Origin of the sequence: Psychrobacter sp. bablab_jr014, assembly GCF_016464015.1 — a bacterium.
Classification (GTDB): domain Bacteria; phylum Pseudomonadota; class Gammaproteobacteria; order Pseudomonadales; family Moraxellaceae; genus Psychrobacter.
Map to the genome: position 1 here is coordinate 21124 of NZ_JACDXT010000012.1, position 17219 is coordinate 38342.

General features: G+C 46.5%; 11 protein-coding genes. 7 read left to right on the top strand and 4 right to left on the bottom strand.

Annotated elements, in window-relative coordinates; all coding sequences use genetic code 11:
* The first annotated feature begins 132 nt into the window (after positions 1–132).
* The 4 genes from JIE71_RS03465 to JIE71_RS03480 all read left to right on the top strand — a co-directional run bounded on the left by JIE71_RS03465 (position 133) and on the right by JIE71_RS03480 (position 6625).
* Complete coding sequence (locus JIE71_RS03465; RefSeq protein ID WP_199507342.1) at positions 133–3126, top strand: contractile injection system protein, VgrG/Pvc8 family; 2994 nt, start codon at positions 133–135, stop codon at positions 3124–3126.
* The gene (locus JIE71_RS03470; protein ID WP_199507343.1) at positions 3110–3643 is read left to right on the top strand and encodes a hypothetical protein; all 534 of its coding nucleotides are present in this window, start codon (positions 3110–3112) and stop codon (positions 3641–3643) included. Before JIE71_RS03465 ends, JIE71_RS03470 begins: the two co-directional genes overlap by 17 nt.
* A gap of 98 nt (positions 3644–3741) precedes the next feature.
* On the top strand, positions 3742–6072 hold the full coding sequence (locus JIE71_RS03475) for a hypothetical protein (protein ID WP_199507344.1): 2331 nt from the start codon (positions 3742–3744) through the stop codon (positions 6070–6072).
* The gene (locus tag JIE71_RS03480) at positions 6053–6625 is read left to right on the top strand and encodes a hypothetical protein (protein WP_199507345.1); all 573 of its coding nucleotides are present in this window, start codon (positions 6053–6055) and stop codon (positions 6623–6625) included. Before JIE71_RS03475 ends, JIE71_RS03480 begins: the two co-directional genes overlap by 20 nt.
* Before the next feature lie 325 nt (positions 6626–6950).
* Here JIE71_RS03480 and nagZ read toward each other — a convergent pair whose 3' ends face one another.
* A complete protein-coding gene (nagZ, locus tag JIE71_RS03485) occupies positions 6951–8018 on the bottom strand; it encodes a beta-N-acetylhexosaminidase (RefSeq protein ID WP_199507425.1) in 1068 nt (355 codons plus the stop codon).
* 386 nt (positions 8019–8404) lie between these two features.
* Between nagZ and JIE71_RS03490 the strand changes: the two genes are divergently transcribed.
* On the top strand, positions 8405–10603 hold the full coding sequence (locus tag JIE71_RS03490) for a carboxy terminal-processing peptidase (protein WP_199507346.1): 2199 nt from the start codon (positions 8405–8407) through the stop codon (positions 10601–10603).
* Between the two features lie 223 nt (positions 10604–10826).
* Here JIE71_RS03490 and JIE71_RS03495 read toward each other — a convergent pair whose 3' ends face one another.
* Entirely contained in the window at positions 10827–11312 is a 486-nt protein-coding gene (locus JIE71_RS03495; RefSeq protein ID WP_199507347.1) for an FKBP-type peptidyl-prolyl cis-trans isomerase, read from the bottom strand.
* Between the two features lie 448 nt (positions 11313–11760).
* On the opposite strand from JIE71_RS03495, the gene JIE71_RS03500 reads away from it, so the two are divergent.
* A complete protein-coding gene (locus JIE71_RS03500) occupies positions 11761–13719 on the top strand; it encodes a M61 family metallopeptidase (RefSeq protein ID WP_199507348.1) in 1959 nt (652 codons plus the stop codon).
* 104 nt (positions 13720–13823) lie between these two features.
* Here the strand turns inward: JIE71_RS03500 and JIE71_RS03505 are convergent, their stop codons facing one another.
* Together JIE71_RS03505 and JIE71_RS03510 are read right to left on the bottom strand one after the other, a co-directional pair.
* Positions 13824–14696 (bottom strand): DUF305 domain-containing protein, encoded by an 873-nt coding sequence (locus JIE71_RS03505; protein ID WP_199507349.1) that lies wholly within the window; start codon positions 14694–14696, stop codon positions 13824–13826.
* A gap of 254 nt (positions 14697–14950) precedes the next feature.
* Positions 14951–15562: a pseudouridine synthase gene (locus JIE71_RS03510; protein ID WP_199507350.1), complete on the bottom strand. Its 612-nt coding sequence runs from the start codon at positions 15560–15562 to the stop codon at positions 14951–14953.
* Positions 15563–15851: 289 nt separating this feature from the next.
* Here JIE71_RS03510 and icd point away from each other — a divergent pair, with 289 nt between their 5' ends.
* Positions 15852–17114, top strand: a complete 1263-nt coding sequence (icd, locus tag JIE71_RS03515; RefSeq protein WP_199507351.1) for an NADP-dependent isocitrate dehydrogenase — start codon at positions 15852–15854, stop codon at positions 17112–17114.
* Positions 17115–17219 lie beyond the last annotated feature (105 nt).

The window sequence follows — 17219 nt, forward strand, 5'->3', positions numbered from 1 at the left end:
CTTTACTAATTAAAAAATATTTTCTCATTACTTGACAATATTCCAACAATTCCTATAATTCTGAAAACCCTTCTTTTTAGTCTCGCTTATCATATCGTCCACTTGATGATAAGTCATCAGGACACTTTTCTTATGTTACTCAAAGATACCAAGCTGCATTACCTTGATATCAAGCACGATACGCTTGCCGCTGATGTGTTTGCCCCCGTTGCGTTTATCAGCACGCATGCGGTGAATGCGCATCAATCGATAGACATACTTGTGTTCAGTTACGAGTTTTTAGATAGGATAGATTGTTTATCAATTGTCGGCAGTCAGGTGTGTTTGTCCACGCGGGCAGCGGCTTACACCCCCGTGACGCGTACGGGTATCGTACGCGGCGTGCATTATCAATACTCAGATGGTGCGCTGCATTTTTATCAGCTGTCTATTGTGTCGCCTGAGTGGCTACTCACCCAATCGGTGCACACGCGCAGCTTTTATGACCAGTCGTGTCTAGACATCGCAACCAGCGTATTAAGTGGTTATGGCTTTACGTGGCAAGTCGATGACGCGCTTGCTGCTATAGATATATTGCACCAATCCTATCCACTACGCACTCAGCTTAATATGAGCGACTGGGAGTTTTTAACAGGCTTGTTTGCAGATTTGGGATTGATGTTTTATTGGGTCGCTGCCCCTGATGTGGACACGCTCGGCTATTGGCGCATTAGCAACACCGTGGGCAGTGATGAACAGGGCTTGGTCTATACCTACGGTCATGCGTCTGTACAATCAGGACAAGACACGCTAGAGGACATGCAATACATCGCCAAGCGATTGGGGGCTCAGCAAGTCACCGTACGTGCTGATGGACTGGCAGCGGATACCGTCTTTGAAGGCAGCGCTAGTGATGATGGTGAATTAAATGACGGCACGTCTATTACCTTACTGGCGACCCCATCACGAGTGATGAATGATGCCATGGCGACCGCCCTTGCTACACAGTGGGTCTCTGCCAACAAAGCGCATCGAGAAGCGCATTACATTAGTGGCGGACTGCGGGAAATGGCTGTTGGTCAACACGTCAGCGTACAGATGCCCTACATGTGCAATACCCTCTCAGGCTACTGTCTGCGCGCACAAATCCTCGGTATCGAGCCTGATGACGACAGTGTCGCCTACCAGCACCAAAGTATGATTGAAGCTTGGATCGATAGCGTCACGCAACACCAGCCCATACCCAAGCACGCCTATCAAAGTGCGCGTCATAGCGGCATCTGGGTATCGGCAAAGCTGCTCAATGATACTATCTCTTACGTCCCTTATCCCAGTCTTCAAGCCTTTGCCCATCGTCACTATCAAGGACTCACCCAAGCACGCACAGGGCAGAGCGTTGACCCCAGCTACCAAGCACCCATCACCACAGACGGTCTACACCAAAGCATCACCACCCCTGCCTATTCAGGTATCAGCGAACACGACGCAGGACGCACACCGCCACTGCGCCAACTGCAACTGTCTTCAGGCAGCAGTCATGGCTGGCAATTTGCTGCCCGTGAGGGACAGCCCGTCTTACTGAACCACTGGTACGGTGATACCGACAGCCCCATTATCCAGCGCGCACTGTACGACGGTATCGGTATGGGGGACAATGACGAGCGTGACATCACCGTAAGCAGTATAAACCCCGCGCACCGTCACAACACCCAAGGCGGCGTCTCTCCAAGATGGCATGGCGCAGGTCTTGGACACTCACAGATTGATGATGATGACGGACATAGTGGCTGGGTATCTGGCATCGCCCAATACGGACTCAGTGCTGCTACAGAAACGTGGCTGGGCTTTGACGACACCCCAAACCGTCTGGGTATCCAGTGGAGCGTCAACACCGAGGCGCGCGCTAATGCCGCAGACCCAAACAAGAGTAGCATTGCCAGCTACAGCCCGCAGCAGCACAGTATTGAGCTTGGCGCCTTGCGTCATCGCTTTAGCAACCACCAATCAGCAGACAGCGGACAAGGCTTTAAAGTCGTCACCGACAACAGCTTACACCTCACAGCACAGCAAGGCGTCCTCTTATCCACCTTTGGCATTCGTCACAGTCAGACCGAGCACGAGTCGGCATGGGTCAATGATGCAGGACAGCAGCAGCTTAAAATCAGCACCGAACTGTCCACCACCTACCAAGAGGCCAAACAAGCACATCTACAAGACCCAAGCGCCCTACAAGCCGCCACCAGCGAAACTGAGCTCTTTAAGACTGCCGCGCAAATCATGGATGAGCGTCTAAACACCGAAGTCATGGGCGCCGCCGATGTGCTGATGGTCAGTCGTGACAGTATCTATAGCGCAGCGAGCAATACTCTAACCAATGCCCATACCATCATCCGCCAGTCTGGCAGTACGCAATCGGACATGATTGCAGGCAATAGCCGTATCGCTGCCGATAGCATCAGCTCACTATCAGGGGTAGGTGGACAAGCAGATAAGTCAGGCTGGCATATGAGTGCCAACACCAAAGCCGTAGCGATACAGGCACAAGGTGGTGAGCTGCAACTGCACAGTCAAGCGGCGATGACCGTTGGCAGTGAGGCAGGACAGGTGAATCTGGCAAGTCCAAAGCGCATCAAGCTACAAACCAAGGGCGGGGCGTCCATCACGATCGATGATAGTGGGGTGAAGCTGGTCTGCCCAGGGGAGATTAAGGTTAAGGCGGTGAAGAAGAGTTTGGTGGCGGGGATGAAAGTGAATGCACCAATGGTATCGCTACCAAAGTCTGGGTTGTTTAGTCGCCGCTTCGATTTTAGCCAACTGCTAGAAGAGGATGTTTTAACGGTAGGTAGAGAGTACAAAATTATTAACCATACTAAGGGGACTGAGTTTAGAGATGTATTACCAGAGGATGGTAGAACACCTAGAATATATGGAACTGAACAAGACCAGATTGAAGTCATTATCATTGGTCATGAGGATGCTGAAAAGCTACTAATGATAGAAAATGAAATTGACAACAGTAACCATGATCACAAAAACGAAGAATGCTGTGCTCCTGAGGAGACTGATGACAGTAACACAGTTGAGTTTGATTCAGAGACTGACACGAATGACAATTTAGAGGATGACTATCATGCGTTTGGTAATTAATGCTTTATGTAAAATGGTACTCTTGCCTGTAATGTTAGCTGCCAGCGCTATCAGCTGTGTAAGTGCCAAGCCTTTGTCCGAAGTTCCGACAGCATCTGCAATAGTAAAAAATCAAAATGTGCAGTTAGAGTTCGATACCATTTACGGGTTTGATGAGATATGTAATCGAAGAAAATCTGTTATCACATGGTCTACTATAGAGAAGGATCTAACGAAATATGGTATAGGAATGGATAAAGTTAACTGGTTATTTTCCTCTGATACCTGCACTAAAGTAGTTGATCCAAAGCTCAACTACTTAACCATTAGAGAGCTTAGAGACAAAGATAGCTCTCTATATGTTTATTATATTTACCATACTAGAGAAAATAAAAGAGTTTTAGTAAAAATTATCCGTAATAGTAGTATCCAGCCAATGTCTCAAGGTAAACGTGAATATTTTGGTGATATGAATGACTTTCCTGATGGGAAGTTTGTTATAGATAAGTATATTGATAGTAAGAAATATTTCTACTAAATAATTAATATTGCAAGTTAATTTGATATTTAAATCATCGAAAATTTTTCAAATAATATTTAATTCATCTGATTAATTTTTTAAGAATTAGGATATAAATGATGTCATATCCAAAACCGCTACCAATTCAAAATATTCAATTTGATGCTGATAGGCATGGTTTTATGTGTGCGCTTTCTCGTAGAGAGTCTAGCTCAAATTTATTACTTCCTCATAGTGATGAGATTAATAAAAATGCAGCTTGGAATAAAAACTCTATCGGTTTCGTTGGTTATTTTCAATTTGGAGAGGATGCTCTCATTGACTGTGGTTATTATAATCCTAGAATAAAAAACACAGATAAATATAGAAGTAATGATTGGACTGGTAGTTGGACAGGTAAGGATAATATAAAAACCTTTCAGGATTTTAGAGTTTCTGCTGATATTCAAATAAAAGCATTCAATATGTGGATAGATATTCAATGTTATCGAGCACGTAATTTAAATATTAACGAATTTTATGGAGTATGTATTGATAAGGTAGAAATTACAGAATCAGGATGTATTGCTGCTGGACACTTAAAAGGGCCAGAATCTGTATTAGAGTATCTTACGTCTGGAGGGGGTGTTAATGGTAAAGATAAATTTAATACTAGTGTTGGGAACTATATCAGAGAGTTGGCTCACTACGACCTCGAAACCTGCTGTAATCGCAAAATATATATCACAGTTAAAGATAATAATAGCCCAGTGTCTGACATTGCAGTAAAAGTCGAATCTGAGTATAAAGCTGGAAAATACTATTCAAAAATAGGTAAAATTACAAATACTTATACTACAAACAAAGACGGTAAGATTCCTGTCATCATTCGCCATCCTGGTGCGGTAGTCAAAGTTACTGTTAATGGTAAATCGCAAACTATAACTCAAAAAGCTGATCAAAGACAAAGTTACACTATAGACATAACAGGTAGTATCAAAGCAACTGGTACTCTCAGTCAGCCTGACACACCCAAGCCGCGCCCAGTTCCAAACAAATCACCTCAAGACCAACGTAACGAACAAAACTTACAACAGCAAGCACAGCAGCTTTCTTCGTCCGAATCGCTCAAAGATGTTACCTTCAATATTACAATCGTTGAAGGTGATACCAAAAAGCCAATTACGAATATGCGCTATTACTTGGTGTATAAAAGCAGTTCAAAAGAGCATCGCACTAATAATCAAGGTACAGAATCTAATATTACAGCAACTGTAGGTGAAGATATCGAAGTATGTGTCGCTGGTAAAAAAAGTTTGCAAACAGTAGGGAGTTTTACAGTAAGTAGCAATCATGAAGGTAAAACGATAAATGTCTCACTACCTGTAGAATCTTTCAAATTAAAAGTTATTGATACAAACAAGGCTGTTGTCAAAAATTCTTATTTTATGATCTTTTACAGAGGTCGTAAAATTGTCAAAAAAACTAACTCTCAAGGGTTTTTTAGTCTAAAGATGTTAGTAGGGTTTGTCTACGGATTTGGGCAAACTAATGGTACAGAACTTTTAAAAATTAGATGTTTGGAAGGGATTGGCGAACAAATTATAGAAATTAATAGCTCAGCAAAATATACCGCGATGAGCATTAATATTATGCGTGGAATACCAGGATTTAATACTAAAAGCCAACATGTATCTAGCAGTAGTAATTCGTCTAAAGCAAGCCAAAAAAATGTAGAAACAAAAAAAATAGAGTCTAATACCCAAAAAAAAGGTAATCCTATTACTAGTGTGGTAACTTCTAAACCTACTAGTGATACGACTCGATATCATATTTATCATAACGGTAAAATAAAAAGACAAAATGCGAATGCTACTGGTTATGCTGAATTTATCTATTATGATGAAAATGGGGACAAACATAATCTAGGGAAGTCAAGTTACATTAAAGTTTCTAAGCTAAAAGCTGGTAATAAGGTAATTGCTGGCAATGTTTATCTCATAGATCAACGGAAGCATACTTCATACAAAAAAGGTAATATTGGATATAAATGGAAAATAGTAAGTGATAGTAAGCGATATTATCTGAATGGAGTAACATTGGCTGCTACACTTGGTACAATGATGAGTTATGGGTATGAGGAATATATTGGCTCAGGTTGGAGTAATGTAAAAGGTCAATCTGTTGCGCCAAGTAGGACTCATAGGAATGGAGAGGCAGGCGATTTTAGATATCTTGGTAAGAAAAGAGCTCATATAAATGGTCCTGTACATACGACTTCGTCTACATTTGACCTGCAGGCAAATACTAGATTAGTAAAGCACTTTAAAAGATTTAAGTTTAATACTTTTTATACGGGAAATAAAGCAGCTAATGGAGTAGCAAAAATTTCAGGTACTTCTTGGGCCCCAAATCACCATCATCATTTACACGTAGGAGGACATAGTTATGAAGTTGAAGATATATAGAGAAGCTATTGTAATTATTTTATTAGGAATTATGTTAATATCTTGTGATAAGCCTAATAAGAGGGTTGGCCTAAGTGATGATGGTAATAAATATTCCAATGATATTATTAAAAATATAGAAAATTATAATGAAATCGGAAAGAATGGATATAAGAATATTTATGTTGGTAGTAAGTTTGATAGTAATTTCTTAAAAAAAAATACAGAGATTGTAGATGAATGCTTTAATGCTATAGAGAAGAATGGGGATGAAGATACATATTACCAAATAGAGAGAGGTGTGGTCTCTTTAATATATACTTCAGATATTAACGTTAAGTCTTATACTGGTGTAAAAATAGGCGATAGGCTAGAAGACGTGTATAGTAAGCATAATAATGAGACTGCTGCGGTTTTAGATAACCCATATGGAGAGCCTAAAAAAAATATAATAGTTACTTATTGGTACTCTCCAAAAAAAGATATGGGAATTCGTTATGATGTCGATGATGGTTTAGTCTCAGGAATAAGTATTGGTGACTCCTCACTAGTATTCTTAGAAGGGTGTTTATAAAATATTAAGAATGTACTATGAGATAAAGAAAAAATTTACAATATGGCTTAAGCTCTACCACAGAAACGTGGCTTGGCTTTGACGACACCCTAAACCGTCTGGGTATCCAGTGGAGCGTCAACACCGAGGCGCGCGCAGATGCCACAGACCCAAGCAAGAGCAGCATTGCCAGCTACAGTCCGCAGCAGCACAGTATTGAGCTTGACGTCTTACGTTATCGCTTTAGCTACCATCAATCGGCAGACAGCGGACAAGGCTTTAAAGTCCTTATTGACAATAGGCTCTTATAAAATCAATGATTAAGTTGCAGACAAATAATCAAACCTCACTTATAAATCGTCGGATCCACACCGACACTATTACCATCCGCTACACCAAAGAAGGCCTCAGTGATACGTGATTTTGCGTCCTGCCAATGTTCAAACTGCATGCAGGTCTCTTCTAAGCTGCCTTGCCATACAGGAATTTTGCCGCACATGCGCTTAATGCGCGATTGCTTAGGATAGGACAGCTCTTGTGCAGCCAATGCGGCATCATGCGCGGCAATGCGGTCATTACACACGAGTGCCATATCACAGCCCGCCTGTATCGCCGCGCTGACCCGCTCACCGATATCACCTGCTGCCTGTGCGCCCGCCATAGACAAATCATCTGAAAATATCACGCCATCAAAGTTTAAACGCTCACGTAAGATGTCTTGTAGCCAAATTTTTGAAAAGCCTGCTGGCCGATTATCTACCTTCGAGAAGATAACGTGCGCGGGCATCACCGCATCCAGCCACGGCATGGTTTGGACAAACGGCTGCATTTCTTTTGCCATAATCTCATCAAAAGAGCGGTCATCTATCGCTTCTGCCACGTGCGAGTCAGGTGCGCAGCCGCCATGCCCAGGAAAGTGCTTGCCTGTGGTCGCCATGCCAGCCGCTCTCATGCCGCGCATCAATTGGGTTGCCAAGGAGACGATGACTTCTGGGTCTTTATGAAAGCTGCGATCGCCAATCACTTGGCTGATGCCATCGCGGTCGAGTACAGGCGCAAAGCTCACATCAATACCTACTGCCAAGACTTCTGCTGCCAGCACATAGCCGCAATCGTATGCCAAACGCAGTGCGCGGCTTGGCTCACGGTCGAACCACTCGCCCAAGCGTCCCATCGCAGGCAATTTGGTAAAGCCCTCACGCAGACGTGCCACGCGTCCGCCCTCTTGGTCGACACCGATTAGGATATCAGGATTGTGTCTGCGGATATTGTCGCACAGTGCGCGTACTTGCGCGGCGTCCTCGACATTGCGCGCGAACAGAATAACGCCGCCCACCTGCGCTTGCTGTATCAGGCTCACGTCCTCTGCGTTTAGGGTGGTGTTGCCAATATCGATCATCAAAACGCCGTACATGCCTGCTCTCCAGAAAATCAGCTGCGCCGTCAGACGGCGGTGGTGGTCTGCGCGCTCGTAATTGCACGCAGAGAAAACCTTGATGATACCATTGCCACAAAAAACCACAACCGATAGCGTGGTGTGCGCACGTTAACTGCCGATATGGTGCTGATATCAAAGGATAGTGATGACATGATTAAAACGCGCACATCTCTTGATAGTCCATACCGCTGCCCGCATTTTAATGCTATGTTGAGTTACCGTGCGTTATCTTGCGCACAGTACGTCAGACAGAGGCGGGTGTAAGGTTGTTTATACAGTTTGAGACAGTTTTTAAGCAGGACTCATGCTAGTATAGACCGTCTTTGGTTGACAGATATTTATCAGACGATTAGGTGTATATGATGAGAAAACAGCCCGCACAGTGGTTACTTAGCGCAGCGTCAATAGGTATTGCTGGCGTGATTTTGACACAAAGTTACGGCACAGCGGTTGCCAATACCGATACCGAAGGTTTTGTCGCCACGCCTGAGCAAAAAACCACCGCGCGGCAGGTTGCAGCTTTGCTCGATCGCAGCCATTATCTTAATCAGCCCCTAGACACTAAGATGGGTCGCGAAATTCTGTCGATGTACATTGACAGTCTTGATCCCAATCACAGCTTGTTTTTGCAGTCGGATGTTGATGAGTTTCAGCGCAAGTATGGCGACAACTTTGGCGAGCGTTTAAAGCGTGGCGACCTCTCGGCAGGCGTGGATATCTTTGAGCGTTATCGCACCCGCTCTAATGAATATTTTGATTTAGCGGGCAAGCTGTTAAAGAACGACCTTGATTTGACCACAGATAAGACCATTATCTTAGACCGTGAAGAACTGCCCCACTTTAAAAATAAACAAGCGCAGCGCGATTACTGGACACGCCAAGTACAATTTCAGCTTATCAGTATTACTTTAGGTCAAGAAGATGAAAAGGCTAAAGAAAAAGTCTTTTTAGACAATCCAGACATCACCCGCGGACAAGATTTGGTGCGCAATGATCAGCGCAGCCCCAGCGAGATTTTACTCAATCGCTTGACCCGTCAACACGATCAGCTCAGCCGTATCAAAGATGATGAAATCATGGAAACGGTGCTCAACACCGCCATGCTGACTTATGATCCGCACAGCAACTATTACGCCCCCATTCAAGCGACAGAAATGCAAATTCAGTCAAGCTTGCAGCTAGAAGGTATCGGTGTCTCTATCCGCCCTGACCGCAAAAATCCTGACTATACCAGCATTGCGACCTTAGTCGATGGCGGGCCTGCGGCAAAAAGCGGTCAGATTAAGCCCAATGATTTAATCATCGGTATCGCCAAAGATGGCAAAACCATGACGGATGTGGTGGGCTGGTCGACGCGCGAAATTGTCAGCTTAATTCGCGGCAAGCGCGGCACGCCTGTGACGCTAAAATTGCGTCAACCCAACGCCCCTGAAGCCAGCGCGCGTACGGTTACGGTTGTCCGTGACATCATTCAGCAAGAAGAAGCAGGCGTGACCCACCGCGTGATTGAGGTGCAGCGTCCTGATGGTGACAAATCCATGCAGCGTATCGGTGTACTGGAAATTCCCAGCTTTTATCTTAACTACCGCGCACGCCGTAATGGTGAAGATTATCGCAGTGTGAGTATCGATACCGAACGTGCCATAGAGGCGCTCAATAAAGAAAATATCGATGGCTTGGTCGTAGATTTACGTAACAATCCAGGCGGCTCACTCGATGAAGTTGCCAAAATGCTGGGCTTGTTTATCAAAGAAGGGCCACTGGTACAGATTCGTGACAATCGCGGCAATGTACAGATATACCGTGACGATGACGGCGGTGAGCAGATGTATGATGGCAAAATGGTGGTCCTGACCAACCTTGCCTCAGCCTCTGCCAGTGAAATTTTTGCCGCGGCCATTCAAGATTACGGTCGTGGTCTGGTTGTAGGCAATACCACCACAGGTAAAGGGTCTGCGCAGATTCAGCTTGATAACCTAGCGCTTGGCTCGGCGACCTTGACGCAGCGTAAATTCTACCGCGTCACAGGCGGCAGTACGCAAAATAAAGGCGTCGTGCCTGATGTGTCGATGGTCAACATCTATGATGATGCGACCTTTGGTGAGCGTGCACAAAAGCATGCCTTACCGTGGGATACCATCCGTACCGCCGCTTACAAGCCTGAAGGCAAGTTTGGCGCAACCACGCTGGCAACCTTAAATCAGCAGTCAAAAATCCGCCAGCAGACCAACCCGCAGTTCGTCTACTTATCAGAACTGAACAACATTCGCGATATGGAAGATGAGAAAAAACCCATTTTGCTCGACATCAACAGTCGCCGCAAAAAGATGAAACTCGTTGAACAGCGTACGTTGGAGGCAGAAAACAAACGCCAAGTCGCGACAGGCGAGCGTCCGTATGCTAATTGGAACACCTATCAAGCGGCGATTGATGCCAAGTTTGAAGAGCGCAGCCAGATGAAGAAAAACGAACGTCCCGAGCTGCCAGAAGACGAAGCGTATGTTAAAGAAGCAGCGTATCTGATGCTGAGCGCCAACCCACGTAAGGATATGAGCCCCTAATAGCTACGTTATACAGATAGATAGGGTCAGAAAAGCGCCGCTCAATGGTTATGCACAATAACGATTGAGCGGCGTTTTTTATTATCGACTTTAGATAAAGCAAAGTACCAAACCTGCGCACAAAAAAAGCCAGCGACGAATCACTGGCTTTTTTGCTTTTTTCTTGATGCTCTTTAATATGAGACAAAAATCAGCCTGATATTAAAGCACGCTGTAGCGCTGATTAGTGCTCAACGCCGCCTGCGCCATGGACGTGACCATGGTTTAGCTCGTCTTCAGTCGCTGCGCGCACTTCTTGGATTTCAACGTCAAAGGTCAAACGCTTGCCAGCAAGTGGGTGGTTAGCATCAACGGTAACTTCTTGATCGTTAACGTCAGTCACAGTCACCAGCATTACTTGACCGCCCGCTTCTGACTGGAACTGCATGCCAGGCTGGATGTCGTCAACGCCTTGGAAGTTTTCGCGTGGTACGCGCTGTACTGCTTGGTCTTGGCGCTCGCCGTACGCATCTGCAGGCTCAACGACAGCTTGTAGTTTTTCACCAGCTGACTTGCCTTCTAGTTGCTGCTCTAGACCTGGGATGATGTTTTGGTGACCGTGTAGGTACGCTAGTGGCTGACCTTCTGGCGATTGGTCAATCACGTTGCCTTCATCATCAGTCAAGGTGTAGTTGAATTTTACAGCGGTGTCTTTTGCGATAGTAGTCATAATTTATCCTAAATATTTTGTGAAAAACTAGGGTAATAATGCAATAAACCTAAAAAAGCCAATTTAATAGCCAAAAGCGGTATCATCAGTTAATTATCGTCAGTTTATTAAAGTAACTTTAGCAGTTAGCGTATTTAATTGAGATGACGAGAATAACTTTCAAGGCAAAAAGGATAAAAAAACGCGATTGTACCCAATTTTGTGTAAAGCGCCCAAAAGACAAAGTGTATAGCGGTTAAATAGCGTATAAAAAACCAACAGCGCCTTATCATTGGCGTGCTTTTGGTGCGCTAATCTAAAGATAATGCCAATAACCGTACGAACGACTTGGTAAATATAACAAGACGCCTTATGGTATAGGTAACGCGGCATCTTGGTTTATGACCCAGACCATGAGCACCGATTAAAGCAACCGCATTTATTCATAAAAAAGACAACAAGAGGACTTATGAGCCACATTGACACACAACAAACAGAGCCTACCGAGCACGACAGCCACGCAAAAGTAAGCTATCATCTCGATTTTGCGCGCTTTTATGAGCATATCGTCGACATCACTGTCCGCTTTGAAGCGACGACAGACGCGCCGACCTTGTGGCTGCCAGCATGGATACCTGGCAGTTATCTGATGCGCGAGTTTGCGCGCAACATCACCAGCGTGCAGTATCACAGCGAATCGGATACTGAAGATAAGCAAAACAAACCGAAGCGCGCACAAAAAATCGACAAGCACACATGGCAGCTACCCACGATTACAGCAGGCGAGTGTGTGTGCGTGTGCTATGAGGTGTACTGCTATGACTTGTCGGTACGCACTGCCTACGTTGACCAAGAGCGTCTGTATGGCAACTTTACGTCATTGACGCTCGCGGTCGCAGGCCAAGAGGCGCAGCCAATACAAGTGACTTTGCTTGTGCCCAGCGCCTTTGTACAGCAAGCGGCGGTTGCCGATAAAGCGCTGCATTTGGCGTGCGGGTTGCCTGCCACGCATATTCATAGCGATGCACGCCACGCCTACCAGCTACACGCGCCCGACTACGACACGCTGCTTGATAATCCGTTTGAGCTGGCGTACCAAGACCGTTTTGACTTTATTGTTCAAGACGATAGCCATCAGACGCTGGCGCATCATTTTTATCTCTCAGGCACACATCATGCTAATCTAGGACGCCTGCAACAAGACGTGATGCGAATTTGCCAAGGCTATGTGAACTGGCTGGGCGATGCGCCATTTAGCGATTATACCTTTATGACCTATGCCAGTGGGCAGGATTACGGCGGGCTGGAGCATATTAATTCGACGAGTCTCATTACCCCGCGTGCTGACTTGCCGAGCAATAATGAGCCTGAGCTGCCAAGCGAGGACTATCAGCGCTTTTTGGGCTTGTGCAGTCACGAGTATTTTCATGCGTGGTGGGTCAAGACGGTGCGCCCTGATGTGATGATGAATGTCGATTTGCGCCAAGAAGCCTTTACCCCGCTGTTGTGGGTGTTTGAAGGATTTACCTCGTATATTGATGACTTTATGCTGCAAGCTTCGGGCGTGATTGATAAAGACAGCTATCTAAAACTGTTAACAGGGCAAATCAGCCGCTACTATCAGACCGCAGGACGTCAGTACCAAAGCGTTGCGGAGTCGAGCTTTGATGCGTGGATTAAGCTGTATCGCAGCGATGAAAACACTGCCAATGCGGGTATCAGTTACTACAATAAAGGCGCATTGGTGGCGCTGTGCTTGGACTTAACCTTGTTAAAAGAAAGTGGCGGGCGCTATCGTCTGTTTGATGTGGTCAAGGCGTTTTATGCGCGTGCCAAAGCCAATGACAATCAGCGCATTGGCATGCACAGCGCGGATATGGGCGATGTGGTGGCGCAGTTTATGCCCCGCACTGTGTGGGATGACTTTGAGCGCCATTATGTCAATGGCGTGGAAGAGTTGCCCTTAGCCGAACTGCTTAGCGATCAGGGCATTGAGCTGCGCCTTGATGACAGCAAACAGCACAGTGATGCGCCGTTTGGTATACGCTACAGCGCTGGGCAGGCGGGCTTGAACATCAATCGCGTGTTACGCGGTAGTGCCGCCGCCAAAGCGGGCATCTCAGCAAAAGACGTATTGATTGCAGTCGATGGCATCAAAGCCGATGGTAAGGCGCTTAGCAAACTTGCTGCCGCACAGGTAGACACGCCGATTCGCTGTCATCTGTTCCGCCGTGATGTGCTGTTGACGGTGGATATTTTGCCTAATGGCGCAAAAGATGCAAATGGCGAGCAGGACGCCAATACAGACAACGTGTGGCAACATGTCAGCTTGCACCACGCTAGCGACAATGACAACGATAAGGCAGAAAAGCCGTGGCAAACGTGGTTGGACGCGCTTAATAACACGCCAAACACCGCAGCAAAGTAACGGCAATATGTCTTTAGAAGGCAAAAAAGGCGCCGTGTTTAAAATAGCACGGCGCTTTTTTATTTTATTTATGACTTATATATTTTACAGCGTACACGCATTACTTATTGCGCACTCGCAGGCTTGTCGTTGTCCGCATCTGCTGCCATGTGTGCGGCATGCTCATCCATCGGCATATCGTCGCTGGTCACTTGGGTATTGGGGTCGACATCATCTGCTGCGACCACAGGCGATGCCGATTCGATTGTGGCAATCAGATACAGCATGTCGGCGACTTCTTTTAATTGCGCATCAATAATGGTTTGCGCAAGGCTGCGCATTTCTTCATCAGTGCCGTATTTTAGCTCTGATTTTGCCATTTCAATCGCGCCGATATGGTGCGCGAGCATACTGCGGGCAAACGCCAAATCTGGAGTCGGATCGCTCATGCCTTGTTCCATGCTGTAGTGCATGATGCGCATACTCTCGGCGTAGTCTTGCTGCATCGCTTCGGTATTGGGCTTGGGATTGACCGAGTCTAGGTGGCTCGCAAGCCATTTTTTAAGAATATCAATCTCACCTTGCTGGGTGTCAATCACTTGCTGGGCAAGGGCAGTCAGCTCGCTGTTGCTGCCGTATTTGAGTTGCAGTTTTGCCATATCAATCGCGCCGCGATGATGTCCCAACATGCCTTTAGCAAAGGCGACATCAGGGTCTTTATAGTCCGCCGCAATCATCATCTCGGTGTGCATCTTCTCCATCGACTGGACATAGTCTTTATACACATCGGTATCGAGTACGGAATCTTGGGCAGGCTCAGGCGTCTCGCTGGCAGGGTCATCCGTTGGCGCTGTCGTGTCCTCTGTGGCAGGCGTCTCATCGACGGCGACCGTCTCAGGGGATGTCGTTGTTGCCTCCTCTTTGGGTTGACAGGCACTCAAGGCAGCAGCGGTCGCCAAACAAAGTGCAAGGGGGGCAAAACGAAAAGATGTGATCATGGTGCTCAGTGTCCTTCACGTAGCGGGCGGGGGCGTATGCTAATGGGTCAGCCGTGTCCATTCACATACGAGTCGTTAGGGGATAAGTCAGAAACTAAAATGTTAACAAATAAATCTTGCCAATTCGAGACGCATTGTAGGGATAATGCTACTTACTCAATAAAAATTTGCATAATGGTCATTAATTCTACTGATATCAGCAGTGCAGCACCTGTATACCATTGTGTTGGCTGCAAGCAGACGCTCACTATTCGTTATAGCCCAACAATTTCAGCATAGCGTTTGCTATTGACATGCACGCGTACAAACTGACCAACTTCTAGGCTGCCAAGCTCAAACCCTGCGACCGACCAGCGTATTAGGCGCAGGCAGGGCAGGCCGACATGCGCAGTCATGCGTCTGACTTGGCGGTTTTTACCTTCAAAAATGGTCAGCGTCAGCCATGTGGTCGGCACATTTTTGCGTTCACGTATCGGTGGATTGCGTGTCCATAGCGGCATCGGCAGCGCGTCTTCTACGACGATTTCTGCCTCTGCGGGCAGGGTCATGCCATCTTTGAGCAGCACGCCTTGGCGCAATGCGCTCAGCTGCGCCTCACTCACCAGCCCTTCAACTTGTACCAAATAGGTCTTGCCATGCGCCTTTTGCCGTCCGCCGCGTGCTGGCTGGGTGATGGCGCGATTGAGTCGACCATCGCTGGTGAGCAGCAACAAGCCTTCGGTGGTCGCATCCAATCGTCCCACCACGCGCAGTGATTTGTCCGTAAAATACGGCGCAAGGGTGTCGTGGTCGTTGTTGCCATCGTTGCGAAACTGGCTTTGCACCCCGTAGGGCTTATTAAACAAAATCAGGCTGGCAGTCGGCATAACAAGCTCTCGGTAGGGTGACTAAAGGTGACTAAATGGGCGGTCGCGGTTCGCTTGGCGGCGTCATTATACCAGTCTTGTCCGCGCTGTCTTGGCTTATCCTTATTTTTCTTTAATTTTACACAAACGCGCATAAAGCAGGTGTACACAGTAGACACATATCACAACACAAGAGCGTTCATGGGGTTTGTTACAATCAATTTTGCATATAAAAATACGGCCTAGCCATTTAAAACCAATAAATATAGGCACTCATAACAATCAATAAATAACGAAAGGAAGCAAAACCATGTCAACCTATCAAAAAGTCACTGTACCTACCGATGGACAAAAAATCACCGTCAATGGCGATTTGTCCTTAAACGTGCCCAACCATCCGATTATTCCGTTTATTGAAGGCGATGGCATCGGTGTCGATATCACGCCTGTCATGAAAAAGGTCGTCGATGCGGCGGTTGAAAAGGCCTATCACGGCAAAAAAGCCATCGTCTGGATGGAAGTGTATTGCGGCGAAAAGGCGGCGACCATCTATGATGGCGAGTATCTGCCCGAGGAGACACTAGACATTTTGCGTGATTATGTGATGAGCATCAAAGGTCCCTTGACCACGCCAGTCGGTGGCGGTTTTCGCTCGCTCAATGTCGCACTGCGCCAGCAACTTGACCTATATGTCTGTCAGCGTCCTGTGCGCTGGTTTGAGGGCGTGCCCAGCCCCGTCAACCATCCTGAACTGACCGATATGGTCATCTTCCGTGAAAATTCTGAAGACATCTATGCAGGGATTGAGTGGGAAGCAGGCAGCGATGAGGCCAAAAAAGTCATTGACTTTTTGCAAAACGAAATGGGCGTGACGCAGATTCGCTTTTCTGAAGACTGCGGCATCGGCATCAAGCCTGTGTCTAAAGAAGGCTCGCAGCGTCTGGTGCGTAAAGCGATTCAGTACGCGATTGACCATGACTTGCCCAGTGTAACCTTAGTACACAAAGGCAATATTATGAAGTTTACCGAAGGCGCGTTTAAAAGTTGGGGCTATGAGTTGGCGGCTGAGCGCTTTGGCGCAGAGCTGCTCGATGGTGGTCCGTGGATGACGTTAACCAATCCAAAAACAGGCAACGAGATTGTCATTAAAGACGTGATTGCCGATGCTTTTTTGCAGCAAATTTTGATGCGTCCTGCTGATTACTCAGTGATTGCCACATTGAATTTAAACGGCGACTATATCTCGGACGCGCTGGCGGCAGAAGTCGGCGGCATCGGTATCGCGCCTGGTGCCAACAAGGGCGGCTCAACCGCCGTGTATGAAGCCACGCACGGCACCGCGCCCAAATATGCAAGACAAAACAAAGTCAACCCAGGCTCCATTATTTTATCGGCAGAGATGATGCTGCGCGATATGGGCTGGACGGAAGCGGCAGACTTGGTAATTACAGGCATTCAAGGTGCCATTGCCGCCAAGACGGTGACTTATGACTTTGAGCGCTTGATGCCTGATGCGACATTGCTCAGCACGTCAGAGTTCGGTAACGCTATTATCAAGCACATGGACGCGTGAAGATTGCCTTAACATCTAAAGGTTTTGAAATACGGTTAAATTAAGGCATAAAAAACACCCCAACCGCAATAGCGCTTGGGGTGTTGTGTTATGAGGATAACGAAT